This is a genomic window from Plantactinospora solaniradicis (assembly GCF_042658085.1).
GTDB classification, from domain to species: domain Bacteria; phylum Actinomycetota; class Actinomycetes; order Mycobacteriales; family Micromonosporaceae; genus Plantactinospora; species Plantactinospora solaniradicis.
Map to the genome: position 1 here is coordinate 37,001 of NZ_JBHSPR010000095.1, position 23,579 is coordinate 60,579.

The window sequence follows — 23,579 nt, forward strand, 5'->3', positions numbered from 1 at the left end:
GGCCGCCCGACACCGGTGCGGATGTCGGGCGGCCGGCGGAACGGGCTGGCTCAGGGACTGGTACAGGTGAGGTTGGTCGGTGGGGCGTTGGTTCCGTTCCAGGTGCCGGTGAAGCCGACGGTGACCGAGGCGTTGGGTGCGAGCGACCCGTTCCAGCTGACGTTCCGGATCGTGATCGAGGATCCGCTGGCGGTCAGCGTGCCGTTCCAGACCTGGCTGATCGTCTGTCCGTTGGGGAAGGTCCACCGCACCGTCCAGCCGTTCAGTGTCGTGGTGCTGGTGTTCCGGACCGTCACCTCGGCCTGGAAGCCACCCTGCCACTGGTTGGTCTGCCGGTACGTCGCGGTGCACACGCCGCTGCTCGGCGGCGGTGTCGTGGTCGGGACGACGGTCGGGGTGACCGGCGGCGTGGTCGGCGGGCGGGTGGTCGGGTTCGCCGTCGGCGTCGTCCCGGTCGGCAGGAACCGCAGGATCCGGTCGTCGGTGGCGGCCGGCGAGCCCCGGCCGTCGCGGTTGCTGGTGGCCACCCAGAGCGAGCCGTCCGGAGCCCGCTCGACCGTACGGAGTCGGCCGTACTGGCCGGTGAGCTGGGCGACCGGGGTGCCGGCGTTGCCGTCGCCGGTCAGCGGAACCTGCCAGAGCCGGGTGCCCCGCAGCGCGGCGACGAACAGCACGTTGCCGTCGATCGTGGCGCCGCTCGGCGAGGCCTCGGCCGTCGTCCAGGTGACGATCGGGTTCCGGAACCGTGGATCGTTGCCCCGGCCCTCCACAGTCGGCCAGCCGTAGTTGCCGCCGGGCACGATGTAGTTGACCTCGTCCCAGGTGTTCTGCCCGAACTCGCTGGCGTAGAGCCGGCCCTGGCTGTCCCAGGCGAGCCCCTGCACGTTGCGGTGACCCATGCTGTAGACCAGCGAGCCGGCGGTCGGGTTGTCGGTGGGGACGCTACCGTCCGGCCGCATCCGCAGGATCTTTCCATTGCGGCTCTGCGCGTTCTGCGCGTTGGCGGTCACGCCCGCGTCGCCGACGCCCGCGTAGAGCATCCCGTCGGGGCCGAAGGCGATCCGGCCGCCGTCGTGGAAGTTGGCCTTGGCCAGCCCGGTGAGGATCGGCGTCTGGGTCTGTGCGGCGTTGAGCCGGAACCGGACGATCCGGTTGTCACTGCTGGCGGTGAAGTACGCGTAGACGTACTGGTCCGAGGCATAGGTCGGTGAGACCGCCAGGCCGAGCAGACCGGCTTCGCCGCCGGGCGTCACTCCGGAGATCGTCGCCACCTGTTGCGGCGTCTGCCCCGGACGGATCTGCAACACCCGGGCGCTGTCCCGCTCGGCAACCAACGCGCTGCCGTCGGGCAGGAAGGCGAGTCCCCACGGCGCCACCAGGTTGGTGGCGACGGTCTGCGGGCGACTGAAGTCGAATTCACCGGCCGCCATCACCCCGGCGCCGCCCTGCGGCGTCGTCCCGGCGACGGCGAACCCGGCACCGCTCAACCCGACGACCAGGGCTGCACCCGCGACGAGAAGGCGATTCCTCATTGACACACCTCCAGCTGGACCGACCTGCCGCCGCAGGCAGGATCGCCCACCGAAGGCAGAGATAGATATCAATGTATCACTGCCACGGTCAACAGTCGAGATCGCCACTGCCGCCGAGGGCGGGCGAGCCGGTCCCCGCCCGGCCGGCTCGCCCGCGTTCTCGGCGGGTCCCCCGCCCGCCCGTTACGACCCGAGCCCCACCACACCCCACCGCAAGGTGTTCAGGTGGGACTGCCCGGTCGGGTCGCGCCAGGTGGTCGCCGCCGTCCGGACACCGCCGGACGCATCGTTGACCTGTCGATCGGGCCGCGTGCCGGTCGAGGCCGAGATGATCATCACCTTCGCGGCACGCCGGCGGTGGGATACGGTGCTCTCCCTGGGCTCTCGCACGAATCCGCCGTCCCTTCGAAGTGCCCCCGGGCCAGACGCTTCCGGAAGACCGGCCAACATTTGCGGCGGGCGTCGCCGAGCGCCCCGCAAACTTCCGGAGGCGGCCCGATAATTCATCGCGATGCGGCGCACGCTACGACTCTGTGAACAAACGGTCAAGGGCTTCCCGGTGAGGAAACTTGCGAGCTACTTTCGGTCGCACTACCCTCTCGACGCGGGCCGGACTTTCCGGAAACATGTCGGAAGTACGCGCGCCGGCAGCCCGACCCACTTCTCTCGACGTGCGGCGGCTGGCGAAAGAGGCCCAGGAACAAGCGACAGGAGGCTGCTCGTGAGCAGCAACCGCAACGCCGCCGATGCCCCTCGGACAACCACCGAGGTCGGGCGGCTTGAGGTCACGGGGGTGCACGACGGGCATCCGCACGACGGACAGCTCACCGTCACCGCGGCCGACGTCCCGGCGGACAACGCCGCGCCCAGCAGCACCCCCGACGCCCCGCCCCGGTGGCAGGATCCACGTCTGCCCGTGGCGCGGCGGGTCGAGGACCTGCTCGCCCGGCTCTCGCTCGAAGAGAAGATCGCGCAGCTGTACGGCGTCTGGATCGGTGGCAACTCGACCGGCGACGACATGGCGCCGCACCAGCACGAGATGGTCGCCGAGGTGCCCGACTGGCGCGACCTGATCAATGTCGGCCTCGGCCAGCTCACCAGGCCGTTCGGCACCGCGCCGATCGATCCCGCCCTCGGAGCCCGCGCACTGGCTCGGATGCAGGAGGAGATCGTCGCCGCCAACCGGTTCGGCATTCCCGCCATCGCGCACGAGGAGTGTCTGACCGGGTTCATGACCTGGCGGGCCACGGTCTATCCCACCCCGCTGGCCTGGGGCGCCACGTTCGACCCGGCGCTGGTCGAGCGGATGGCCGTCCAGATCGGCTCGGGGCTGCGGCAGGTCGGCGTACACCAGGGGTTGGCGCCGGTGCTCGACGTGATCCGGGATGCGCGCTGGGGGCGTACCGAGGAGTCGATCGGCGAGGACCCGTACCTGGTGGCCACCGTCGGCACCGCCTACGTCCGCGGCCTCCAGTCGACCGGGGTGATCGCCACCCTCAAGCACTTCGTCGGCTACTCCGCCTCCCGCGCCGGCCGCAACTTCGGCCCGGTCGCGATCGGCCACCGGGAACTCGCCGACGTGCTGCTGCCCCCCTTCGAGATGGCGCTCCGGGAGGGTGGCGCCGGCTCCGTGATGCACGCCTACACGGAGATCGACGGCATGCCGCCGGCCGCCGACCCGGACCTGCTCACCGGGCTCCTCCGGGACCGGTGGGGATTCGCCGGCACGGTCGTCGCCGACTACTTCGGGATCAGCTTCCTCCAGCGGCTGCACAGCATCGCCGCGGACCTCGGCGAGGCCGCGGCACTGGCTCTGGCCGCCGGGGTGGACGTCGAACTGCCCGCCGGGCACTGCTACAGCGAGCCGCTGATCGACGCGGTCAGCGCCGGCACGGTGCCGGAGTCCCTGGTCGACCGGGCGGTGACCCGGGTACTCCGGCAGAAGTGCGAACTCGGGCTGCTCGACGCCGACTGGTCCCCGCTGCCGCCCGCCTTCGCCGGCACCGCCGAGCAGGGCAACGGCGGCGCTCCCGGCCCACTAGAAGGAAGCATCGACCTCGATCCGCCGGCCAACCGGGAACTGGCCCGGGAACTCGCCGAGGAGTCGGTGGTGCTGCTGGCCAACGCCGGAGCACTGCCACTGCGCCCGGGGGGCCGGATCGCCCTCGTCGGGCCGCTGGCCGACAGCGTGACCGGGATGCTCGGCTGCTACACCTTCCCCAGCCACGTCGGCGGGCAGCACCCCGAGCTGCCGGACGGCGTCGAGATCCCGACCCTGCTCGCGGCGTTGCGGGCCGAACTGCCGGACAACCCGATCCGGCACGCCCCGGGTGGAACGATCGACGGCCCGGCGGACGACTCGACGGACAACCCCGAGAACTCGGTCGCGACGGCGGTAGCGGTGGCCACCGACGCCGACGTCTGCGTCGCGGTGCTCGGCGACCGGGCCGGGCTGTTCGGCCACGGCACCTCCGGCGAGGGTTCCGACGCCGCCGACCTGCGTCTGCCCGGCACCCAGGCGGAGCTGCTGGAGGCACTGCTGCAGACCGGAACCCCGGTGGTGCTGGTCCTGCTGGCCGGTCGGCCGTACGCCCTCGGCGACTGGGTCGACCGGGTGGGCGCGGTGGTGCAGGCGTTCTTCCCCGGCGAGGAGGGCGGACCGGCCGTGGCCCGGGTGCTCAGCGGCCGGGTCAACCCGTCCGGACGGCTACCGGTGAGCGTTCCCCGGGGCACGGGCGGACAGCCGGCCACCTATCTGAGCCCGGCACTGGGACACCGGACCGAGGTCAGCAGCGTCGACCCGACCCCGCTCTTCCCGTTCGGCCACGGCCTGTCGTACACCGAGTTCAGTTGGCCGGAGGTCCACGTCAACGGCGCGGCGCCGGTGCCGGGACGCCCGGTGGAGATCCCGACCGACGGCGAGGTGACCGTGTCGGTCACGGTACGCAACGACGGCGACCGCAGCGGCACCGAAGTGGTCCAGCTCTACCTGCACGATCCGGTGGCCCAGGTGACCCGGCCGGTGGTGCGGTTGACCGGGTACACCCGGGTGCCACTCGCGCCCGGCGAAACCCGTCAGGTCGACTTCCGGGTGCACACCGACCTCACCTCGTTCACCGGACGGCACGGCCACCGGGTGGTCGAAGCCGGCGACCTGGAACTGCGGTTCTCCGCCTCCAGCGCCGACCACCGACACACGGTCGCGCTGCGTCTGGTCGGCGACGAACGCCGGCTCGACCACTCCCGGCGCCTCACCGCCGAGGTGACCATCCGATAGCCGACGAGCCAGCGCGGCGCCGCCCTTCGCCGGGCGGTCCGCCGCGCTGGCCGGCATACTGACCGGACGATGATTCTGCTCGGCACCTCCGGATGGCAGTACCGGGACTGGCGCGGCCGGTTCTATCCGGCCGGTCTGCCGCAGTCGCGCTGGCTGGAGCACTACGCCGAGCGGTTCGCCACGGTCGAGGTGAACAACGCCTTCTACCGGCTGCCCGAGCGGGACATCTTCGCGCGATGGCGCAGCCGGACCCCGGACGACTTCTGCGTCGCCGTCAAGATGAGCCGCTACCTCACCCACATCAAGCGGTTGCGCGAGCCCGAGGAACCCGTCGACCGGTTCCTGGGGCGGGCCACCGCACTGGGCGACCGACTCGGCCCGGTGCTCCTGCAACTGCCGCCCAACCTGTCGGTCGACGTACCGGCCCTGGATCGGACGCTGTCCCGGTTCCCGCCCGAGGTGCGGGTGACGGTCGAGCCGAGACACCCGTCCTGGTGGACCGACCAGACGCGTCAGGTACTGGAGCGGCACCGCGCGGCGCTCTGCTGGGCGGACCGGGGCGGCCGCCCGGTCACCCCGCTGTGGCGTACCGCCGACTTCGGCTATCTCCGGCTGCACGAGGGCCGCGCCCAGCCCCGCCCCCGGTACGGGCGTGCCGCGCTGCGCTCCTGGGTCGACCGGATCGGCTCGACGTTCAGCGAGCACGAGACGACCTTCGTCTTCTTCAACAACGATCCGGGCGGCGCCGCGATCACCGACGCCGCCGCGCTGGCCAGGACCGCCCGCCGGCTGGACATCCGGATCAGCCGTGCACCGGCGCTCCGCGCTACGGCATGATCCGGGTCAGGTCCTTCGGCATGCTGGACTTGACGTCGTCCCACTCGCCCTCGGTGACGTGCCGGCGAAGCGCGTTCAACACCGTGTTCACCACGGTCGCCGGGCCGCCCTCGACGTCGAACGGGAAACCGGCCCGGACCTCGTAGAGGAACTCCTCCCGATTCAACTTGATCGGGACGACGCTCGGGTCCCAGCCCTCGAAGTAGATTCCCCGTACCAACACCGGCAACTGGGCCGCGAAGTGCACGCTCTCCTGCACCGGCAACCTGTCCCGGAGCAGGTGCAGAACCGTCCGCAGGGCCGCGTACGACTGGTTGCGGCGCTCCTTCGACCACCCGTACGCCTGCTCGATGTCCTTCAGGATGAGGTTGGTCTTATCCAACGACGACTCGAAGACCGAGTACGAATTGTTCGGCACGACTGATCCCCCGTTCCTGATGCCCACCCTCGACATGCTCGCCGAGAAGCGGGTGAGGGTCGCTCACCCGGTCCGGGTGAAACGTCATCCCCGCAGCAGGTCCGTCAACTGGTCCGCGTTCGTCTGGGCGTAGTCGCGGTAGCAGTTGTTGAACAGGACGTGGGTCTCGGCCGCGTCGTCGGCCAGGCGGCGGAGCCTGGGGGCCCAGTCCGCCAACTCCCGATCGGAATACCGGTAGCCGAACTTCTCGTAGATGTTCTTACTGGTCCACTTCTCACTGTGGCCGTGGAACCGGACCACCGCCAGGTCGGCGGTGGCGACCAGCACCGGCGGCACCGACGACCGGTGGCCCTGCGGCATGTCCACGCAGACGTACGGCAGCTCGTGCTCGCGCAGGAACTCCAGCGTCTCGTCCCGGTTGCCGTCGGCGAACCAGGACGCGTGGCGGAACTCGAAGACCGCCCGCATCGGGTCGCAGCGTCGCCGCACCTCCAACAGGTACTGCTTGTTGTCCCGCCGGATGGTGAACCACGGCGGGAACTGGAACAGCACCGACCCCAGCTTGCCGGCCCCGGCCAGCGGCTCCAGCGCCGACAGGAACCGGGTCCAGACCTCCTCGTACGCCTGCGGGTCCAGGTCACCCGGGTAGATGTTCTTCTTCTCGGTCTCCGGCCGAAGGTCCTTGTACAGCGCGGAGACCCGGGTCGGGTGCCCGGTCAACAGGCTGAACGCCTTCACGTTGAAGGTGAAGTCGCCCGGCGTACGACCCACCCACAGTTCGGCGGTCCGTTCCGCCGGCGGCGAGTAGTACGTGGCGTCGACCTCGACCAGCGGGAAGTGTGTGGCGTAGTGGGCGAGTCGGCGTTCCGGCGTGTCCGCCTTCGCCGGGTACCAGCCTGACTCGAGCAAAGTCTTGTCCGTCCACGACGCCGTACCGACCTTGATCTCGCCCATGACTCCAGTTCACCCGCCCCGACCGGACCGGGCAAGTCGGGCGCGCGACACGGACGCAGGCCGGACGCGCCGGGCGCGTGACACGGACGCGGGCCGGCTCAGGCGGCCCGGCGTTCCCGGGACTGCTTGCAGGAGACGCAGGTGGTGGCGGACGGGAAGATCTCCAGCCGCTCCACCGGAATCGAGTCGCCGCAGCCCTCGCACCAGCCGTACGCGCCCTCGTCCAGCCGGGTCAGGGCATGCTCGAACTGCGCCCGGCGATCGAGGATGGTCCGCAGCAGCGACTGGGCGGTGTCCCGCTCGGCGGTCTTCGTGCCGCTGTCCGCCTGGTCGTCGCCGGCCGTGTCGCCGACCTCCACCAGCCGGAGCACCTGGCTCTGCGTCAGCGCCTCGTCGTACTCGACGGTCAGCTCGTCGTAACGAGCCCGCAGGGCGCGACGGATCTGGTCGCTGTCCGCCGCAGAACGGCGGGTACCGATTGCCTCGTTGACGAGCATGGGCTGCCTGCCTTTCCGTAGAAGAGACGGAACCGCCGTCCTGGACGGTAATGTCCGGGTGCACTCCGTCATGAGCAGCGCGATTACCCAGCGGTCGGCGCGACCAAACCGTCGATTCGTCCGCCGGTCATCCGACACTTTCCGGGTCGACCATCGCGGGATGGCGCGGATCGTCCATCCGGACCACCACGTCGGCGAACATCGACGGTCCGACCTCCTCGGCATAGCGGGCGAACGCCGGCAACGTCCAACGCGCCGAGGCCGGGGTACGCCGGACGAGCGCGCCCGGCGACAGCACGAGATGGACCGTCAGGTCGAACGGAAGAGCCCCGCCGAGCAGCAGGGACCCGCTGACCAGAAGCACGCCGCCGGGCGGCAGGGTGCGATAGTCGGCCCGGGTGGCCCGGTCGGTCTCCGCGTTCCACAGCGACGGCAGGATCCGGCCCGAGCCACCCGGACCGGCCGGGTCGAGCACCTCACGACGCAGTCCCGCCTCGTCGAGCCAGCTCGTGTAGTAGGCGTCGGGGCTGGTTCGGCCGTACTCGTACCGCAGGGACGCCGGACGCAGGAAGTCCGCCGCGTCGACCCGTACCGCCGGACGCCCCCTGACCCGCAACGGGTCGACGAGCGCGTCGGCCAGCCGGCCGGGCTCGGCGGCCGGCGGCCCGTCGACGGCGACCCGCAGCCAGCCGCCGCCACCCGCGCCGGCCAGCCGCTCGGCCACCTCGTCCACCAGCAGTTCCGGGGTGATCGGTCGGACCTTCATCCGACCATCGTGTCAGGCGTCGCGGCGGCGCAGCACCAGGTAGCCGCCGAGCAGCGAGGCGGCCGTCCAGAGTACGAGGATGCCGATGCCGGTCCACGGGCCGTAGTCCCGGGCCCAGCGCGCCTCGTCCTGCGGGCCGGCCAGATGCATGATCACCCAACTCGTCTGGTCCGGCAGGAACTGGGTGACGGTCCGGACCTTCGGAATGTTGCCGAGCCCCTGGGAGCCGAGGAAGAACACCGGCAGCAGGACCCCCAGCGAGCGGACCGAACCGCGCAGCATCGCGGTCACCCCGAGGGCGAACAGGCAGAGCAGGGTCAGGTGCAGGCAGGCGCCGACGACCGCGGCCGGTGCCCCGTCGGAGCCGAGCGAGACTCCGTACCGGCCCAGTGCCGCCTGGGCGGTGAAGAAGGCGGCCAGCACCGTGGGCACCGCGACCGCGAGGGCCAGCAGCCCGGTGGCGAGCACCTTGCCGAGGTAGCCCAGGCCGCGCCGTGGCACCGCGACCAGCGTGGCCCGGATCGTGCCGGAGCTGTACTCGCTGCCCAGCACCAGCACCCCGAACACCACCAGGGCGAGTTGGCCGAGGGTGAGGCCGTAGAAGGCGACGAAGAGCGGATCGAAGTTGTTCCGCTGCTCCGGTGGCTGGCTGGCGAAGCTGAATCCGACCAGCAGGCTCAGGCCGACACTGACGACGAAGGCCGGCAGCAGGGTCCAGATCGTCGACCGGACGGTCCTGATCTTGGTCAGTTCCGCCAGCAGGACCGCTCCGGCCGAGGCCAGCCCCAGCCGGTTCCGCGTCGATCCGGCGTGGACGGTCGAAGCGCCATCGGTGCCGCTCATCGCCGCCCACCCTCCGCCCGGTACTGCACGGCATCCCCGGTGAGCCGCATGAACGCCTCCTCCAGCGAGGCTCCCTGCGCGCTGACCTCGTGCACGGTCAGCCGATGCTCCGAGGCCAGCTCGCCGATCCGCGCGGCCTCCGCGCCGTACGTCTCCAGCGCGCCGTCCCCGGCCGTCCGGACCTGGAGACCGGCGGCGGTCAGGACGTCCCGCATCCGCTCCGGCTCCGGGGTACGGATCCGTACGTGGGAGCCGGAGTGCGCCGCGACGAACTCCCGTACGCCGGTGTCGGCGAGCAGCCGGCCCCGGCCGATCACCACGAGATGGTCGGCGGTGAGCGCCATCTCGCTCATCAGGTGGCTGGAGACGAGGACCGTCCGCCCCTGTGCGGCGAGACCTCGCATCAGGTCGCGGATCCACCGGATGCCCTCCGGGTCGAGCCCGTTGACCGGCTCGTCGAAGAGCAGCACCGGCGGGTCCCCGAGCAGCGCGGCGGCGACACCGAGCCGCTGGACCATCCCGAGCGAGAAGCCACCGACCCGCCGCTTCGACACGCCCTCCAGACCGACCAGCGTCAGCACCTCCCGGACCCGGGCCCGGGGAATCCGGTTGCTCTGCGCCAGCCAGAGCAGGTGGTGGTACGCGCTCCGGCCGCCGTGCACGGATCTGGCCTCGAGCAGGGCTCCGACCCGGCGCAGGGGCGAAACCTGGTCCCGGTAGGGCCGCCCGTCGATCAGGACCTCTCCCGCGCTCGGGCGGTCGAGGCCGAGCATCATCCGGATGGTCGTGGACTTGCCGGCACCGTTCGGCCCGAGGAAGCCGGTCACCTGCCCGGGGCGCACCGTGAACGAGAGCCCGTCGACCGCCACCGTGCTCCCGTACCGTTTGCTGAGATTGCGTACGTCGATCACGCCCGTCACGCTAGGGAACGGCGGCGGCCGGAACAGTCCTCGAAAGTCGCCGATCCCGGCGACGAAGGTGAACCGGAGTGCCGCGCCGGTCGACCCGGCCGGGACGGTGACGCCGAGCGGGAGGGTGACGCCGAGCGGGCTGCGGTGGGCGCGACAGATGATGACCAGGACGTAGCCTGCATTGCATGATGCGCCGACACCTTCTCGCCGCCGCTGTGCTGACGGCGGACACCGCGATGCTGGCGGGCAGGCACGGAGCCGACCTGCCGGTCTGGGCGATCCCGGCGTACGCCCTCGTCGTGGCGCTGGTGATCGCGCTGTGCCGGCGGGCTCCACTGGCGGCGCTCGCGGTCGCGCTCGTCCTCACCCCGGTGACCGGTACGGCGTACGTCCTGTTGCTCTGGGTCGCCTACCACGCCGGCCGGGAAGTCGTCTCCCGTTCCGGTACGGCCATGTTGACCGGCACGGTGCTCGGCGCGCTGACCGTCCAACTCGTCGGGCTGCCCGCGCGGCCGGGCGCGGTCTCCAGCCTGCTCGCGACCTACCTCGTCTTCGTGGCGCTGCCGGTGCTGGTCGGCCGGTACCTGGCCCAGCAGGAGCGGCTGGTGTCGACGCTCGACCGGCACAATCGGCAACTCCGCCGGGAGCGGGAACTCGTCGCCGAGCAGGAGCAGTTGCGGGAGCGGCTACGGATCGCCCGGGACATGCACGACTCGCTCGGCCACCGGCTCAGTCTGGTCTCGGTGCAGGCGGCGGCGTTGGAGGTGTCGGCACTGCCGCCCCCGCAGCGCCAGGCCGTCCAGCACCTCGCCCGCGCCACCCGGGACGCCATGGACGAGCTGTACGGGCTGGTCGGCGCGCTCCGGAGCGAGCGCGGTACCGCCCAGCGGTCGCCGGGGGTGGAGTCGATCGACACTCTGGTGACGCGGTTCCGGACGGCCGGCGTACCGGTGACACTGCGGCGATCCGGAACGCCCCGACCGCTCGCACCGGCCGCCGGGCAGGCGGCGTACCGGGTGGTGCAGGAGGGGCTGACGAACGCGGCCAAGCACGCACCGGGCCGGGCCGTGACGGTACGGGTCACGTGGGAGCCGGACGCCCTGCTGATCACCCTGGTCAACCCGCTGCCCGACGGCGCCGCCCCGAGCGGTGACGGTAGTAGCCCGAGCGATCCGGCCGTCGCCGCCGGGCATGGCCTGGCGGGACTCCGCGAACGGATGGTCCCGGTCGGCGGGTTCGTCGAACACGGCCCGTCCGGGGACGGTTGGCGCCTCGTCGCCATGCTGCCCGCTACCGCCGGGCTCGCCGACCTTCCCGAGTGGGAACCCGCCGGGCTCACCGGTTTCCCCGAGCCGGAACCGGTCCCGGCCGGACGGATCCGAACCCTCGGACTCGGGCTCGCGACCGCGAGCGTGATGTTCCTGCTGCTACCCGGCAGCATGCTCCTCGGGATCGGTTGAGATGGTCCGGGTACTGCTCGCCGACGACGAGCCGCTGATCCGGGCCGGCATCCGTACCGTGCTCGAATCGGCCGCCGACATCACGGTCGTCGCCGAGGCGACGAACGGCCGGGCGGCGGTGGACGAGGCGGTCCGGCACCGCCCGGACGTGGCGCTGCTCGACATCAAGATGCCGGTGCTGGACGGGTTGGGCGCGGTCGAGGAGCTGCGCCGGCAGGTACCCGGACTCCGGGTCGTCCTGCTGACCTCGTTCGGCGCCGAACCGAACGTGCTGCGGGCGGTGCAGCACCGGGTGGCGGGCTTCGTCCTGAAGAACTGCACGCCCGACGAACTGATCCGCGCGGTCCGGGCCGCGCACGAGGGCGACGCCTACCTGTCCCCCGCCGTGACCCGGCTGCTGCTGGGCATGCTCACTCCGGTGGCGGTCGAACGCAGGCGCGAGGCCACCGACCGGCTGGCGGCGCTGAGCCCCCGGGAGTCGGACGTCCTGGGCCTGGTCGCCGAGGGCCTGTCCAACGCCGAGATCGGCCGGCGGTTGCGGATGAGCGAGGCGAGTATCAAGACCTACGTGAGCCGGATCCTGACCAAGCTCGACTGCACGAACCGGGTCCAGGCGGCCCTGCTGGTCCGGGACGCGGAGGTGCCGGCTCCCGGACCCGGCGTCGCCCGGACCCGCCCCTGACTCAGCCGTTGCGGTCGATCGTCACCACCGCGTCGTCGGCGAGCCGGTAGCCCACGCCGTACACCGTGGTGACCAGTGGTACGTCGGCGCCGACCTTGCCGCGCAGCCGCCGGATGTGCACGTCCACGGTCCGTACTCCGGTGTGCTCGTATCCCCAGACCGCTGCCAGCAGCTGAAGCCGGGTGAAGACCCGGCGTGGATGGGCGACCAGATGCATCAGCAGGTCGAACTCGAGGCGGGTGAGCGGCAAGGGGTCGCCGCCGAGCAGCACCGACCGGGACGCCGCGAGGATGTGCAGCCCGGGGTGGCCGACGTCGGTCGCGGAGCGGGCGGCGGGTCTGGCCGTCAAGTTCTCGCCGCGGCGTTCCGCCGTGCCGACGGTCCCACCACTGATCGTGGCCTCGCCTCTCTCCACCAGCTCGCGAGCGGCTTCGAGTAGCCGGCGGGCCGGTGGGGTGAGGGTCTCCTCGCAGCCGACGAGCGGGATGGAGAGCGTCACCGTCAGCGTCGGCGAGGCCGAACCGGCGGGCCGGCGCGACGCGCCCGGGGGTCGGCCTGGTCCGGCGGGCTGGGCGGTGTGCCATCCGGCACGCGGCGAGGCGGGGCTGACCGACATGGTCCTCCTTGGCTACTCGGGGTGTTCCCCGCACGGCCCGAACCGCCGCTGACTCGATGCTTCCGGCCACCGGGGCGAGGGTCAAGGGGACACGGCGATGCATGAATGTGACAATCGACAAACTCACCGGAATCACTTGCTTGCTCTTAGTACCAGATCTTGGCGTCCGCCGTGCACCCGGCAGGATGGTCAACATGCGGGGAGTGTTGGCGGGATTCGGGGTGATCTGGTCGGTCACCCTCGTCGGTTACCTCGTCGGCCGGTACGGCCTGCTCGGTCCACACGGCACGGCGGTGATCGCGCGGCTCGTCTTCCTGATCGCCACCCCGGCCCTGCTGCTCGGCACGCTGGCCCGGTCCACAGTGGCCGATCTGTTCAGCCCGGCCCTGGCCGCCTTCGTGCTGAGTACGCTGATCGTCGCGGCGGTCTATCTCCTGCTCGCCCGGTACGTCTGGCACCGCCCGACCGGAGAGGCCACCGTCGGCGCGCTCTCCGCGTCGTACGTCAACGCCGCCAACCTCGGACTGCCGGTCGCCGCGTACGTGCTGGGCGACGTCTCGTTCGTCGCTCCCGTACTCATCTTCCAGGTGCTGGTGGCGGCGCCCGTCGCACTGGCCGTGCTCGACTCCACCGCGGCCGACCGGCGCCCCTCGGTGCGTCGCCTGGCGCTACTGCCGACCCGGAACCCGATCATGCTGGGCTGCGCCGGCGGGTTGCTGATCTCGATCTCCGGTTGGCATCCGCCGGTCGAGGCGCTGCGGCCGTTCGAACTCGTCGGATCGGCCGCCGTGCCGCTGGCTCTGCTCGCCCTGGGCATGTCACTGCCCGGCAGCCGGCCGTTGGCGGCCGGTTCCGACGCCGTCCCGCGCATCGTCGCGGTGGTGCTCAAGATACTGGTGCAGCCGTTCCTGGCGTACCTGATCGCGCGGTTCGCCCTGGGGTTGGCCGGGCCGACGTTGCTGGCCGCCGTCGTCACCTCGGCCCTGCCGACCGCGCAGAACGTCTTCGTCTTCGCCACCCACTACCAGCGGGCGCAGGCACTGGCCCGCGACGCCGTCGTGCTCTCCACCGTGGCCGCCGCGGTCTCGCTCACCGTGATCGCCGCCTGGCTGACCTGACCGGCCCCGGTGGCGGCCCGGCAGGCCCGGCACACCGTCACAGCAACGAGACGCCGGGACCCCAACCGTCGCCATCGCCGTCGTCACCGTCGTCGAGCCGGATCGGGGCGTCGTCGGCGAGTCGGTAGCCCACCCCGTGCACGGTGGTCACCAGCGGCACCCCGTCGCCCACCTTGGCGCGCACCCGGCGTACGTGCACGTCGACGGTGCGGGCCACGGCGTGTTCGTAGCCCCAGACGTTGCTGAGCAACTGCAACCGGGTGAACACCCGGCGGGGATGTCGGGCCAGGAACACCAGCAGGTCGAATTCGAGCCGGGTGAACGGAACGGGCGATCCGCCCCGGAGCACCACCCGGGGCCCGGTCAGCACCCGCAGGGTCCGGGCGTCGTCCGTACCCGCTCCGGCCGGCTGGTCACCGGGACCGCCGCCCGGGTCGACGTCGCCGGCCGGCGGGGTGGGCAGCGGCCCGGCGTGCGCCGGCTCGGCGCCGACCGGTGCGGCCGAGGTCGGCCTGGCCGCCACCGCGGTCACCGCCGTGACGCCCACACCCCGGTCGACCAGGTCCCGGACCAGATCGAGCAGCAGCGACAACTCCGGGGTGAGCCGCTCGCCGACGAGTGGCACGTCGAGGGTGACCCGGAGGACCGGGACGTCCTTGGCGGACGAGGGCCGGCGCCGGGACGATCCGGCCCGGGACGGCCCGGCCGGCGAGTACGTGCGCGGGTGGATGGCGACGACCGACATGAAAGCTCCTTCGTGGGATGCGGTCCGGTCCCCCGCGCGCGGTGGCGCGCGGGTCAGGTGAACGCCCGCCGGGCGGTTTCCAGCGGTGCGGGGGTGGGCTGGGCGAAGACGTCCGTCGGTCCGAAGGCCGGCAACCCGAGCCCCCGCCAGGCGACGAATCCGCCGACGACGTCGGTGGCCAGCCGCAGACCGAGGTCCTGCAACGCGGCGGCGGCCAGCGACGAGGTGTAGCCCTCCTGGCAGAAGACGATGACCGGCAGGTCGTACCGGTCGGCGACGGGCAGCCGGGCGGCGCTGCGCGGGTCGAGTCGCCATTCCAGGACGTTCCGTTCGATGACGAGCGCGTCGGGAATCGATCCGGTGGCGGCCCGCTGGGCGGCCGGACGGATGTCCACCAGCACCGCGCCGGCGCGGGCGGCGAGGTGCGCCGCCTCCGGCTCCAGGCGACGCAGCCGCACCCGGGCGGCATCGAGGATCTCGTCGATGCTCCTCGAACCCGCCGGGGCCTGCGCTCCCGCACACTCGCCGACCGGCTCTCGGAGGTTGGTCAGGTTCACCGCACTGTCCTTCCGTCGTATCGGGCCTCGATCCCACCCCGCGCGGCAGCCCCGCTCACCAGGCGACCCCGGCCTCGGCCACCTCCGCGACCCGCAGTCGCCCCTCCTCGAGGTGATAGCGGGTCATGCTGCGCAGCGCGGGACGGTAGACGTGCACGCTCACGGCGGGCTGGTCACCCCGGTTGCTCACCCGGTGCACGTGCCGGGCGCCGAAGCGGCGACCGGTACCCATGCCGAGTTCGCGGGGACGCAACCCGCCACCGACCACCGCCTCCTCGGTGAGCACACCGGCGGCGACCAGGAAGGCTCCGGCCGATCCGCCGTGGTCGTGCAGGTCGGTGTGCTGGCCGGGCAGCCAGGTCAGCAGCCAGACCTCGTGGTCGGTGGCGGCGGCGAGCCGGTGGTACCAACGCTGCGCCGGGTCGAACTGGAGCGGGACGGGCCAGCCCGCGGCGCCGGCCGCCTCGGCGGCGTACCGGCGGGCGATGGTCAGCGGGTCCGGGGAGATGGAGATCATTTGTGGGTCCTCGTGGCAGGCGTTCAACTACCGAGAAGAGTAGCCCATAAAACCTACCTGTTTTATAGGTTATCCCACAACCCTCATGCTCCACCCTCGTTCAGCGTGACCGTGATCGGCTGGTAGCCGGTGCCGGTCACGTCGAGGCCGCTGGCCCTGACCTGGTCGAGCGCCGTTCGGACGTAGTCGTTGATGAAGGCGGTCGGCTCCGGCTGCTTGGTCAGCACGGTCTTGCCGTCCTGGTTCCGGGTGGTCATCGCCAGGTCGACCGTCGCCTTCCAGGCGGCCTCGTCGATCACGCCGATCCCGCCCTGCGACGGCCACACCAGCTTGTTGACCTCGTTCGCCTGCCACAGCTGGTGACTGGCGCCCAGCTTGGAGCCCCGCTTCACCACCAGGTCACGGCACTGGGACACGTTGTCCCGGCAGTAGATCCAGCCCTTCAGGGTGCCGGCGAGGAACTTCGTCGCGGTCTCCTGGTACGCCTTGTCACTCGCCAGTCTCTCGCTGTTGGCCCACACCGCGTCCTGCAACATCGCCGTGCCGACCCTGTTCCAGTCCAGTACGGTGAACGCCTCCGGCCGGTAGAGCTGGCCGGTCTTCGGATCCTTCGCCTCCAGCAGTTGGGCGTACTCGTTGTAGCTCATCGCCTGGGCGGCGTCGATGTCCCCGCGCAGCAGCGCCTGCATGTCGAACTGCTGCTGTACCAGGGTGACGTCCCGGCCCGGATCGAGGCCCGCCTTCGTCATCGCGGCGAAGAGTTCGAACTCGTTGCCGAAGCCCCAGTTGCCGACCTTCTTTCCCCGCAGGTCGGCCGGCGAGGTGATCCCCCGGTCCGCGAAACTGACCTGGTAGGTCCCGGACCGCTGGAAGATCTGGGCGATCTGGGTGATCCCGGCGCCCTGCTCCCGGGAGGCCAGCGCCTTCGGCACCCAGGCCACCGCGAAGTCGGCCTGGCCCTGCGCCAGCACGGTCTGCGGCACGATGTCCACACCGCCCTCGAGAATCTGCACGTCCAGACCCTGCTCGGCGTAGAAGCCCTGGTCCGCCGCCGCGATGAAGCCGGCGAACTGGGCCTGGACGAACCACTGCAACTGCAACCGGACCTTGGTGGTCCCACCCGTTCCGCCCGACGGGGTGCCGGCGGGATCCGCCGTCCCACAGCCGGCCAGCAGGGCACAACTCAGTAGCCCGGCGACGAGGCCACGACTTGCCGATGTACGCATCGATCCTCCAGCGGTGAACTCTGCACGCGGAGCCGGTCGACTCCGCCGGTCGGGCTGCGCCGGGCGGGCGAGGTGCCAGGCGGGTCGGTCCGTCAGCCCGGCCGCCGCGCGCGCCAGGGCATCGCGAGGCGTTCCAGGCCGAGGGTGGCGAGGTAGAAGACGAGACCGAGTACGCAGGCGCCGAGGACGAACGCCCAGGCACGCGGGTACGCGGTGTAGGAGGCCGCCGAGGTGATCCGGGAACCGAGACCGTCCTGCCGGCCGCCGAAGTACTCGGCCACCACCGCCGCGATCACGGACAGCGCGGCCGCCTGGCGCAGTCCGGTGAAGACGAACGGCAGCGCACCCGGCAACCGGACCAGCCGGGTGAAGGTCCATCCGCTGACCGCGTAGCTGGTCATCAGCTCCCGGTGCACCGGGTCCACCTGGGCCAACCCGCGCAGGGTGTTCAGGAAGACCGGAAAGAAGACCACGATCGCCACCACCAGCCGGCGCGGGATGCTGCTGGTCGAGTCGAACATGTTGTTCAGGATCGGCGCCAGGGCGATGATCGGCAGCGCGTTCAATCCCGCTGCCAGCGGCACCGACACCTCGCCGAGGAAGCCGAACCGGCCGGTCAGCAGCGCGGCGGCCAGCGCCACCAGCGCCCCGACGACGAGACCCACCCCGGCGTTCGTCCCGGTGGCGAGCCCCACCTGCCAGATGGTGCCCCAGTTGTCCCAGAACTCCGCGCCGATCCGGGACGGCGCGGGCAGGATGAACGGCGCCACCCGGCCCAGCGTGACGGTCAACTCCCAGAGCACCAGCCCGACGACCCCGAACAGCAACGGCGGCCAGGTCGCCCGGAGCAGGCCGGTCGGGCCCGCCCCCCGGCGGCGACCCCGGGTTCGCTCGCTGCGCTCGCTCATGGCGCCGGCACCGTCACGGCGGTGCCCCGCAGCGCCTGCCGCACCCGGGTGATCCCGGTGAAGAACGGGGGTGACTGGCGGGTCGCCTCGGTCCGCTCGCCCAGCTCGACGTCGACGATCTCGACGATCCGACCGGGCCGGGCGGACATCACCACCACCCGGTCCGACAGGTACACCGCCTCCGGGATCGAGTGGGTGACGAACAGGGTGCTGGTGCCGGTCCGCGCGCAGATCCGCAGCAGCTCGTCCTGCAACCGTTCCCGGGTCATCTCGTCCAGCGCGCCGAACGGCTCGTCCATCAGCAGCAACGGCGGATCGCCGGCCAGGGCGCGGGCGATCGCCACCCGCTGCTGCATCCCACCGGAGAGCTGGTCCGGATAGTGCCCGGCGAAGTCGGCGAGCCCGACCAGTTCCAGCAGTTCCCGGGCCCGGGCCTGCCGCTCGCGCCGACTCCAACCGCGCACCTCCAACGGCAGCTCCACGTTGCGGGACACGGTCCGCCAGTCCAGCAGCCCGGACTGCTGGAACGCGATGCCGTACGCCCGGTCCCGCCGGGCCCGTCGCGCCGGCCGCTCCGCGACCATCACGGTGCCGCCGGTCGGCGCCACGAGGTCGGCCACGAGCCGCAGCAGGGTGGACTTGCCGCAGCCGGAGGGCCCGATCAGGCTGACGAACTCGCCCGGCCCGACCGTCAGGTCGATTCCGGCCAGCGCGGTGACCTCGTCCGGCCGCCCCGGGTTGAACACCTTCGTCAGGCCGGCCACCTGCACCGCCGGCCGGGTCCCGCCGGGCTGGCCCGTGCTCGTCTCGTTCACGGTCACCGGGTCGACACCCTTCGTCGGGGGGACAGCAGCAGTTCCGCGAGACCGACGGCACCGGCCACGGCGAGCCCGAGCAGCGCGGCACCGAGCAGCGCGGTGAAGACCTTGGCCGGGTCGGTGGTCGCCTCCCGGGAGTACTCGATGACCAGCCGGCCGATGCCACCCCGGGCGCCGATGGAGATCTCACCGACCACCGCGCCCACCACCGCCGCCGCGCCGGCCAGCCGCAGAGCCGGAAAGAGGTACGGCCGGGACGCCGGCAGCCGCAGCTTCACCAGAGTGCGCCACCAGCCCGCGTTGTAGCTGCGCATCAGCTCCTCGGTGATCGGGGCGGGTGACTGGAGCCCCCGCAGCAGCCCCACCGCGATCGGAAAGAAGGCCAGGTACGCCGCGATGGTCGCAACCGACATCCACGGCTCCCACGGCCGGGAGCCGATCGAGAGCCGGCCGCCCCAGCCGGCGATCAGCGGCGCCAGGGCGATCAGCGGAACGGTCTGGGACAGGATGACGTACGGCAGCAGTCCCCGCTCGACGACCCGGAACCGCTGCATCAGCACCGCGAGCAGCAGCCCGACCACGACGGCGAACCCGAACCCGAGCGCCACGCTGCGCAGGGTGAACAGGGCGGCGCGCAGCACCACGAGCCAGATCGGCTCGGCACCGGCCAGTTCGGGGGCGGCGAACCGGCCCAGGATCTCGGCGATGTGCGGCATGGCCGCGTCGTCGGCCCGGGGCAGCACCCGGACCCCGAACAGCTTCCCGCCGTCCGGAGCACCGAACGCCTTGTAGCCCTCCCAGAGCAGGCCGAAGAGCAGCGCCGCGCCCACGGCACCGGCCACGACCCGGGCCCGGTGCCGCCAGCGGTGGCCCGACGCCTCCGGCATGGGAGTCAGACCGCCGTCGCCGGTACGTCCGCCGCGATCCGCGCCCCCGGCGGCGGCGTCGAACCGGGCGGTGGTGCCGCCGCGGACGTCCCACGCACCGCAGGAATGATCGACTCGCCGTACGCGGCCAGGGTGTGTTCCTTGTCGTCGTGCTGGAGATAGACGGCGAACTGGTCGACGCCGAGTTCCCGCAGCGCGGCGAGCTTGTCCAGGTGCGCGGAGACCGGGCCGAGCAGGCAGAACCGGTCGACGATCTCGTCCGGTACGAAGTCGGTGTGCCGGTTGCCGGCTCGGCCGTGCTCGGCGTAGTCGTACCCCTGGCGGCCGGCGATGTACTCGGTGAGCGCCTTCGGTACGGCGCTGGAACCCGTACCGGTGCCGTACCGACCGACGATGTCGGCGACGTGGTTGCCGACCATGCCACCGAACCACCGGCACTGGTCACGTTGGTGCGCGAGGTCGTCGCCGACGTACGCCGGGGCGGCCACGCAGAACCGGATCGCCGCCGGATCCCGACCGGCCCGTTCCGCCGCGCCGCGTACCGCCCCGATCATCCAGGCCGCGATGTCCGGGTCGGCGAGTTGCAGGATGTAGCCGTCCCCCACCTCGCCGGCCAGGGCCAGCGCCCGGGGACCGTACGCGGCGATCCACATCTGGAGCGAACCGCCGGAGACCCATGGGAACCGCAGCTCCCGCCCCCGGTAGGTGGCGGTCCGGCCGTGCGCCAGCTCCCGGATCACCGTGACGCAGTCCCGGAGTTCGGCGATGGTCGTCGGCGGGTGGCCCAGGGTACGCAGCGCGGAGTCGCCCCGGCCGATCCCGCAGACCGTGCGGTTGCCGTACATCTCGTTGAGGGTGGCGAAGAGGGACGCGGTGACGGTCCAGTCCCGGGTGCCCGGATTGGTCACCATCGGCCCCACGACCACCCGCTCGGTCTGGGCCAGGATCTGGGAGTAGATCACGAACGGTTCCTGCCACAGCAGGTGCGAGTCGAACGTCCACACGTGACTGAAGCCGGCCGCCTCGGCCTGCCGGGCCAGCCGCACCACCTCGCTGGCCGGCGGATCACACTGGAAGACGACACCGATGTCCATCGCCGCTCACCGCACCTTCGGGAAGCCGAGGTCGACCTCGCTGGTCGCCGGATCGGGCCAGCGCGAGGTGACCACCTTGGTCCTGGTGTAGAAGGCCAGCCCGTCCGGGCCGTACATGTGCAGGTCGCCGAAGAGGGACGCCTTCCAGCCGCCGAAGCTGTAGTAGGCGACCGGTACCGGGATCGGCACGTTGACGCCGACCATCCCGCAGACGACGTCGTACTGGAACCGGCGGGCCGCTCCGCCGTCCCGGGTGAAGATCGCGGTCCCGTTGCCGTACTCGCAGGTGTTCACCAGTGCGACGGCCTCGTCGTAGGTCTCCGCCCGGACCACCGACAACACCGGCCCGAAAATCTCGTCGAGGTAGTAGGCGGAGTCGGTCGCCACGTGGTCGACCAGCGACGGCCCCAGGAAGAACCCGGGCCCGTCGGCGTCGGGCAGCGTCCGCCCGTCGACCACCACCCGCCCACCGGGCTGATCGAGGTACGACCGCACCCGGTCCCGGTGTTCACCGGTGATCAGCGGTCCCATCTCGGCATCCGGGTCGCTGGCCGGGCCGACCCGGATCCGGCCGATCCGCTCGGCGATCGCCTCGACCAGCCGGTCCGCTACCGAGCCGACCGCGACCACCACCGAGACGGCCATGCAGCGCTCCCCCGCCGAGCCGAACCCGGCCGAGACGGCGGCGTCGGCCGCGGCGTCGACATCCGCGTCCGGCAGCACCACCATGTGGTTCTTGGCGCCGCCGAGTGCCTGGACCCGCTTGCCGGCCCGGGTGCCGGCCTCGTAGATCGACCGGGCCACCGGGGTCGAGCCGACGAAGGAGAGCGCGGCGATGTCGGGGTCGGCGATCAGCGCCTCGACGGCCGACCGGTCCCCCTGGACCACGTTGAACGCCCCGTCCGGCAGCCCGGCCCGGCGCAGCAGGTCGGCCAGCAGCAGCGAGACGCTCGGGTCCTTCTCGCTGGGCTTGAGGACGAAGGTGTTCCCGGCGACCAGCGCGGTGCAGAACATCCACATCGGCACCATGGCCGGGAAGTTGAACGGGGTGATCCCGGCGACCACGCCGAGCGGCTGACGGATGGAGTACACGTCCACCCCGGTCGCCGCCTGCTCGCTGTAGCCGCCCTTGAGCAGGTGCGGGGCGCCGGTGGCGAACTCGACGTTCTCCAGGCCCCGGGCCACCTCACCGGCCGCGTCGGCGACCGTCTTGCCGTGTTCGGCGGAGAGCAGGGTGGCGATCTCCTTCCGGTTGGCGTCCACCAGGTCGCGGAACCGGAACATCACCTCCGCGCGCCGGGACAGCGACGCCGCCCGCCAGCCCGGTTGCGCGGCGGCTGCCGACCGGACCGCGGCTCGTACCTCCGGACCGGTCGCGGCGACCACCTCGGCCTGCCGCTCGCCGGTGGCCGGGTCGTAGACCGGCAGCCGCCGGTCCCCGGTGCCCGCGACCTCGGTTCCGTCGATCCAGTGTGGAATCTCCCGCATCACGCCACCTCGTTCCGGTCAGCTCAGGTACGTCGACAGGCCGCGTCGGAGGAACCGGCCGTGGCCGCGCCGCCCGTGGTACGTCCCGTCGGAGAGCAGTACGGTGCCCCGGGACAGGACGGCGTCGACCCGTCCCGCGATCTCGTAGCCCTCGTACGCCGAGTGGTCCATGTTCATGTGGTGGGTCCCGACGCCGATGCTGGTCCGGCCGGCGGGGTCGTAGACCACGATGTCGGCGTCGGAGCCCGGCGCGAGGACGCCCTTGCGCGGATAGAGTCCGAACATCCGGGCCGGGGTGGTGGCGATGGTCTCCACCCAGCGTTCCAGGGTCAGCTTGCCGTCGACGACGCCCTGGTAGAGCAGGTCGACCCGGTGCTCGACCCCACCGATCCCGTTCGGGATCTTCGAGAAGTCGCCGAGCCCGAGTTCCTTCTGGTCCTTGAAGCAGAACGGGCAGTGGTCGGTGGACACCACCGCCAGGTCGTTGCTGCGCAATCCCTGCCACAGGTCGCGGTGGTGCGACTCGTGCTTGCTGCGCAGCGGGGTCGAGCAGACCCACTTTGCGCCCTCGAAGCCGGGCGCGCCGAGCTGGTCCTCCAGGGTCAGGTAGAGGTACTGCGGGCAGGTCTCCGCGAAGACGTTCCGGCCGGCGTCCCGGGCCGCCGCGACCTGTTCGAGGGCCTGGCTGGCGCTCAGGTGCACGATGTAGAGCGGGCAGTCCCGGGCCACCTCGGCGAGCCGGATCGCCCGGTGGGTGGCCTCGGCCTCCAGGGCCTCCGGCCGGGTCAGGCCGTGGTGGATCGGGTCGGTGTCGCCCCGGGCCAGGGCCTGCCGCACGAGGACGTCGATCGCGATGCCGTTCTCGGCGTGCATCATGATCATGGCGCCGTTCTCCCGGGCCCGCTGCATCGCCCGGAGGATCTGGCCGTCGTCGGAGTAGAACACCCCCGGGTACGCCATGAACAGCTTGAAACTGCTGATCCCCTCGTCGGCGACGAGCTGGTCCATCGCCTTGAGCGCGTCGTCGTCGACCCCGCCCAGGATCATGTGGAACGCGTAGTCGACGTGGCAGTTGCCCTCGGCCTTGACGTGCCAGGCGGTCAGCCCGTCCTGCACCACCTCGCCGGTCCGCTGCACCGCGAAGTCGATGATGGTGGTGGTGCCGCCGTACGCCGCCGCCCGGGTGCCGGTCTCGAAGGTGTCGCTGGCGTTGGTGCCGCCGAACGGCAGCTCCATGTGGGTGTGCGCGTCGATCCCGCCCGGGATGACGTACTTCCCGGTCGCGTCGATCGTCTCGTGGTCGCCGTCCGGTGCCCGGCCGGGGGCGAACAGCGCGGCGATGGTCTCGCCCTCGACCAGTACGTCGGCGCGGTGCGTTCCGGTGGGCCCGACGACGGTGCCGCCGCTGATCAGCAGTGCCATGGCTCG

At 71.7% G+C, this 23,579-nt stretch carries 23 protein-coding genes and 1 pseudogene; 5 read left to right on the forward strand and 19 right to left on the reverse strand.

Going from position 1 to position 23,579, the window contains the following annotated elements; all coding sequences use genetic code 11:
- Window positions 1-50: 50 nt before the first annotated feature.
- Together ACFP2T_RS46025 and ACFP2T_RS46030 are read right to left on the reverse strand one after the other, a co-directional pair.
- Window positions 51-353 (reverse strand): cellulose binding domain-containing protein, encoded by a 303-nt coding sequence (locus ACFP2T_RS46025; protein WP_377434050.1) that lies wholly within the window; start codon window positions 351-353, stop codon window positions 51-53.
- Window positions 354-458: 105 nt separating this feature from the next.
- Window positions 459-1,532: pseudogene (locus ACFP2T_RS46030) on the reverse strand (PQQ-dependent sugar dehydrogenase); the annotation flags it as partial.
- 721 nt (window positions 1,533-2,253) lie between these two features.
- Between ACFP2T_RS46030 and ACFP2T_RS46035 the strand changes: the two are divergent.
- Together ACFP2T_RS46035 and ACFP2T_RS46040 are read left to right on the forward strand one after the other, a co-directional pair.
- Window positions 2,254-4,809, forward strand: coding sequence for a beta-xylosidase/alpha-l-arabinosidase (locus ACFP2T_RS46035; RefSeq protein WP_377433883.1), 2,556 nt, complete (start codon window positions 2,254-2,256; stop codon window positions 4,807-4,809).
- A gap of 69 nt (window positions 4,810-4,878) precedes the next feature.
- Complete coding sequence (locus ACFP2T_RS46040; RefSeq protein WP_377433885.1) at window positions 4,879-5,646, forward strand: DUF72 domain-containing protein; 768 nt, start codon at window positions 4,879-4,881, stop codon at window positions 5,644-5,646.
- Here the strand turns inward: ACFP2T_RS46040 and ACFP2T_RS46045 are convergent.
- From ACFP2T_RS46045 to ACFP2T_RS46070, 6 genes are all read right to left on the reverse strand, one after another.
- Window positions 5,636-6,100, reverse strand: a complete 465-nt coding sequence (locus ACFP2T_RS46045; RefSeq protein ID WP_377433887.1) for a DUF2267 domain-containing protein — start codon at window positions 6,098-6,100, stop codon at window positions 5,636-5,638. The two genes, ACFP2T_RS46040 and ACFP2T_RS46045, sit on opposite strands and share 11 nt — an antisense overlap.
- A gap of 48 nt (window positions 6,101-6,148) precedes the next feature.
- The gene (locus tag ACFP2T_RS46050; RefSeq protein ID WP_377433890.1) at window positions 6,149-7,018 is read right to left on the reverse strand and encodes a DUF72 domain-containing protein; all 870 of its coding nucleotides are present in this window, start codon (window positions 7,016-7,018) and stop codon (window positions 6,149-6,151) included.
- Window positions 7,019-7,116: 98 nt separating this feature from the next.
- On the reverse strand, window positions 7,117-7,515 hold the full coding sequence (locus ACFP2T_RS46055; protein ID WP_377433892.1) for a TraR/DksA family transcriptional regulator: 399 nt from the start codon (window positions 7,513-7,515) through the stop codon (window positions 7,117-7,119).
- 127 nt (window positions 7,516-7,642) lie between these two features.
- A complete protein-coding gene (locus ACFP2T_RS46060; RefSeq protein ID WP_377433895.1) occupies window positions 7,643-8,281 on the reverse strand; it encodes a nucleoside/nucleotide kinase family protein in 639 nt (212 codons plus the stop codon).
- Between the two features lie 12 nt (window positions 8,282-8,293).
- Window positions 8,294-9,124, reverse strand: a complete 831-nt coding sequence (locus tag ACFP2T_RS46065; RefSeq protein ID WP_377433898.1) for an ABC-2 transporter permease — start codon at window positions 9,122-9,124, stop codon at window positions 8,294-8,296.
- Window positions 9,121-10,035, reverse strand: coding sequence for an ABC transporter ATP-binding protein (locus tag ACFP2T_RS46070; RefSeq protein ID WP_377433900.1), 915 nt, complete (start codon window positions 10,033-10,035; stop codon window positions 9,121-9,123). Before ACFP2T_RS46070 ends, ACFP2T_RS46065 begins: the two co-directional genes overlap by 4 nt.
- Before the next feature lie 185 nt (window positions 10,036-10,220).
- On the opposite strand from ACFP2T_RS46070, the gene ACFP2T_RS46075 reads away from it, so the two are divergent.
- Together ACFP2T_RS46075 and ACFP2T_RS46080 are read left to right on the forward strand one after the other, a co-directional pair.
- Window positions 10,221-11,495: a sensor histidine kinase gene (locus ACFP2T_RS46075; protein WP_377433903.1), complete on the forward strand. Its 1,275-nt coding sequence runs from the start codon at window positions 10,221-10,223 to the stop codon at window positions 11,493-11,495.
- A 1-nt stretch (window position 11,496) separates the two neighbouring features.
- Complete coding sequence (locus ACFP2T_RS46080) at window positions 11,497-12,177, forward strand: response regulator (protein WP_377433906.1); 681 nt, start codon at window positions 11,497-11,499, stop codon at window positions 12,175-12,177.
- A gap of 1 nt (window position 12,178) precedes the next feature.
- Here ACFP2T_RS46080 and ACFP2T_RS46085 read toward each other — a convergent pair whose 3' ends face one another.
- Window positions 12,179-12,793: a winged helix-turn-helix domain-containing protein gene (locus ACFP2T_RS46085; protein ID WP_377433909.1), complete on the reverse strand. Its 615-nt coding sequence runs from the start codon at window positions 12,791-12,793 to the stop codon at window positions 12,179-12,181.
- 194 nt (window positions 12,794-12,987) lie between these two features.
- On the opposite strand from ACFP2T_RS46085, the gene ACFP2T_RS46090 reads away from it, so the two are divergent.
- Window positions 12,988-13,911 carry an AEC family transporter gene (locus ACFP2T_RS46090; protein WP_377433912.1) on the forward strand — a complete coding sequence of 308 codons (924 nt, stop codon included), beginning with the start codon at window positions 12,988-12,990 and terminating at the stop codon, window positions 13,909-13,911.
- A 37-nt stretch (window positions 13,912-13,948) separates the two neighbouring features.
- On the opposite strand, the gene ACFP2T_RS46095 is transcribed toward ACFP2T_RS46090, so the two are convergent.
- The 10 genes from ACFP2T_RS46095 to hydA all read right to left on the reverse strand — a co-directional run bounded on the left by ACFP2T_RS46095 (window position 13,949) and on the right by hydA (window position 23,573).
- Complete coding sequence (locus ACFP2T_RS46095; protein WP_377433915.1) at window positions 13,949-14,656, reverse strand: winged helix-turn-helix domain-containing protein; 708 nt, start codon at window positions 14,654-14,656, stop codon at window positions 13,949-13,951.
- 53 nt (window positions 14,657-14,709) lie between these two features.
- Window positions 14,710-15,213, reverse strand: coding sequence for a rhodanese-like domain-containing protein (locus ACFP2T_RS46100; RefSeq protein WP_377433916.1), 504 nt, complete (start codon window positions 15,211-15,213; stop codon window positions 14,710-14,712).
- A gap of 55 nt (window positions 15,214-15,268) precedes the next feature.
- Window positions 15,269-15,730 carry a cysteine dioxygenase gene (locus ACFP2T_RS46105; protein WP_377433917.1) on the reverse strand — a complete coding sequence of 154 codons (462 nt, stop codon included), beginning with the start codon at window positions 15,728-15,730 and terminating at the stop codon, window positions 15,269-15,271.
- 83 nt (window positions 15,731-15,813) lie between these two features.
- Window positions 15,814-16,956, reverse strand: a complete 1,143-nt coding sequence (locus ACFP2T_RS46110; RefSeq protein WP_377433919.1) for an ABC transporter substrate-binding protein — start codon at window positions 16,954-16,956, stop codon at window positions 15,814-15,816.
- Window positions 16,957-17,048: 92 nt separating this feature from the next.
- Complete coding sequence (locus ACFP2T_RS46115) at window positions 17,049-17,864, reverse strand: ABC transporter permease (RefSeq protein ID WP_377433921.1); 816 nt, start codon at window positions 17,862-17,864, stop codon at window positions 17,049-17,051.
- Window positions 17,861-18,685 carry an ABC transporter ATP-binding protein gene (locus ACFP2T_RS46120; RefSeq protein ID WP_377433923.1) on the reverse strand — a complete coding sequence of 275 codons (825 nt, stop codon included), beginning with the start codon at window positions 18,683-18,685 and terminating at the stop codon, window positions 17,861-17,863. The genes ACFP2T_RS46115 and ACFP2T_RS46120 overlap by 4 nt, the downstream gene beginning before the upstream one ends.
- Window positions 18,682-19,569, reverse strand: a complete 888-nt coding sequence (locus tag ACFP2T_RS46125) for an ABC transporter permease (protein ID WP_377433925.1) — start codon at window positions 19,567-19,569, stop codon at window positions 18,682-18,684. The genes ACFP2T_RS46120 and ACFP2T_RS46125 overlap by 4 nt, the downstream gene beginning before the upstream one ends.
- 5 nt (window positions 19,570-19,574) lie before the next feature.
- Window positions 19,575-20,663 (reverse strand): TIGR03842 family LLM class F420-dependent oxidoreductase, encoded by a 1,089-nt coding sequence (locus ACFP2T_RS46130; RefSeq protein WP_377433926.1) that lies wholly within the window; start codon window positions 20,661-20,663, stop codon window positions 19,575-19,577.
- A 6-nt stretch (window positions 20,664-20,669) separates the two neighbouring features.
- Window positions 20,670-22,151 (reverse strand): CoA-acylating methylmalonate-semialdehyde dehydrogenase, encoded by a 1,482-nt coding sequence (locus ACFP2T_RS46135; protein ID WP_377433928.1) that lies wholly within the window; start codon window positions 22,149-22,151, stop codon window positions 20,670-20,672.
- Window positions 22,152-22,169: 18 nt separating this feature from the next.
- Window positions 22,170-23,573 (reverse strand): dihydropyrimidinase, encoded by a 1,404-nt coding sequence (hydA, locus tag ACFP2T_RS46140; RefSeq protein ID WP_377433930.1) that lies wholly within the window; start codon window positions 23,571-23,573, stop codon window positions 22,170-22,172.
- Between the last annotated feature and the right edge of the window lie 6 nt (window positions 23,574-23,579).

What these genes read in the sequence shown, in the direction of transcription:
- ACFP2T_RS46040 (WP_377433885.1), top strand. Translation starts at nt 4,879, where the DNA reads ATGATTCTGCTCGGCACCTCCGGATGGCAGTACCGGGACTGGCGCGGC.
- ACFP2T_RS46045 (WP_377433887.1), bottom strand. Translation starts at nt 6,100, where the DNA reads ATGTCGAGGGTGGGCATCAGGAACGGGGGATCAGTCGTGCCGAACAAT.
- ACFP2T_RS46050 (WP_377433890.1), bottom strand. Translation starts at nt 7,018, where the DNA reads ATGGGCGAGATCAAGGTCGGTACGGCGTCGTGGACGGACAAGACTTTG.
- ACFP2T_RS46055 (WP_377433892.1), bottom strand. Translation starts at nt 7,515, where the DNA reads ATGCTCGTCAACGAGGCAATCGGTACCCGCCGTTCTGCGGCGGACAGC.
- ACFP2T_RS46060 (WP_377433895.1), bottom strand. Translation starts at nt 8,281, where the DNA reads ATGAAGGTCCGACCGATCACCCCGGAACTGCTGGTGGACGAGGTGGCC.
- ACFP2T_RS46065 (WP_377433898.1), bottom strand. Translation starts at nt 9,124, where the DNA reads ATGAGCGGCACCGATGGCGCTTCGACCGTCCACGCCGGATCGACGCGG.
- ACFP2T_RS46075 (WP_377433903.1), top strand. Translation starts at nt 10,221, where the DNA reads ATGATGCGCCGACACCTTCTCGCCGCCGCTGTGCTGACGGCGGACACC.
- ACFP2T_RS46080 (WP_377433906.1), top strand. Translation starts at nt 11,497, where the DNA reads ATGGTCCGGGTACTGCTCGCCGACGACGAGCCGCTGATCCGGGCCGGC.
- ACFP2T_RS46085 (WP_377433909.1), bottom strand. Translation starts at nt 12,793, where the DNA reads ATGTCGGTCAGCCCCGCCTCGCCGCGTGCCGGATGGCACACCGCCCAG.
- ACFP2T_RS46090 (WP_377433912.1), top strand. Translation starts at nt 12,988, where the DNA reads ATGCGGGGAGTGTTGGCGGGATTCGGGGTGATCTGGTCGGTCACCCTC.
- ACFP2T_RS46095 (WP_377433915.1), bottom strand. Translation starts at nt 14,656, where the DNA reads ATGTCGGTCGTCGCCATCCACCCGCGCACGTACTCGCCGGCCGGGCCG.
- ACFP2T_RS46105 (WP_377433917.1), bottom strand. Translation starts at nt 15,730, where the DNA reads ATGATCTCCATCTCCCCGGACCCGCTGACCATCGCCCGCCGGTACGCC.
- ACFP2T_RS46110 (WP_377433919.1), bottom strand. Translation starts at nt 16,956, where the DNA reads ATGCGTACATCGGCAAGTCGTGGCCTCGTCGCCGGGCTACTGAGTTGT.
- ACFP2T_RS46115 (WP_377433921.1), bottom strand. Translation starts at nt 17,864, where the DNA reads ATGAGCGAGCGCAGCGAGCGAACCCGGGGTCGCCGCCGGGGGGCGGGC.
- ACFP2T_RS46125 (WP_377433925.1), bottom strand. Translation starts at nt 19,569, where the DNA reads ATGCCGGAGGCGTCGGGCCACCGCTGGCGGCACCGGGCCCGGGTCGTG.
- ACFP2T_RS46130 (WP_377433926.1), bottom strand. Translation starts at nt 20,663, where the DNA reads ATGGACATCGGTGTCGTCTTCCAGTGTGATCCGCCGGCCAGCGAGGTG.
- ACFP2T_RS46135 (WP_377433928.1), bottom strand. Translation starts at nt 22,151, where the DNA reads ATGCGGGAGATTCCACACTGGATCGACGGAACCGAGGTCGCGGGCACC.
- hydA (WP_377433930.1), bottom strand. Translation starts at nt 23,573, where the DNA reads ATGGCACTGCTGATCAGCGGCGGCACCGTCGTCGGGCCCACCGGAACG.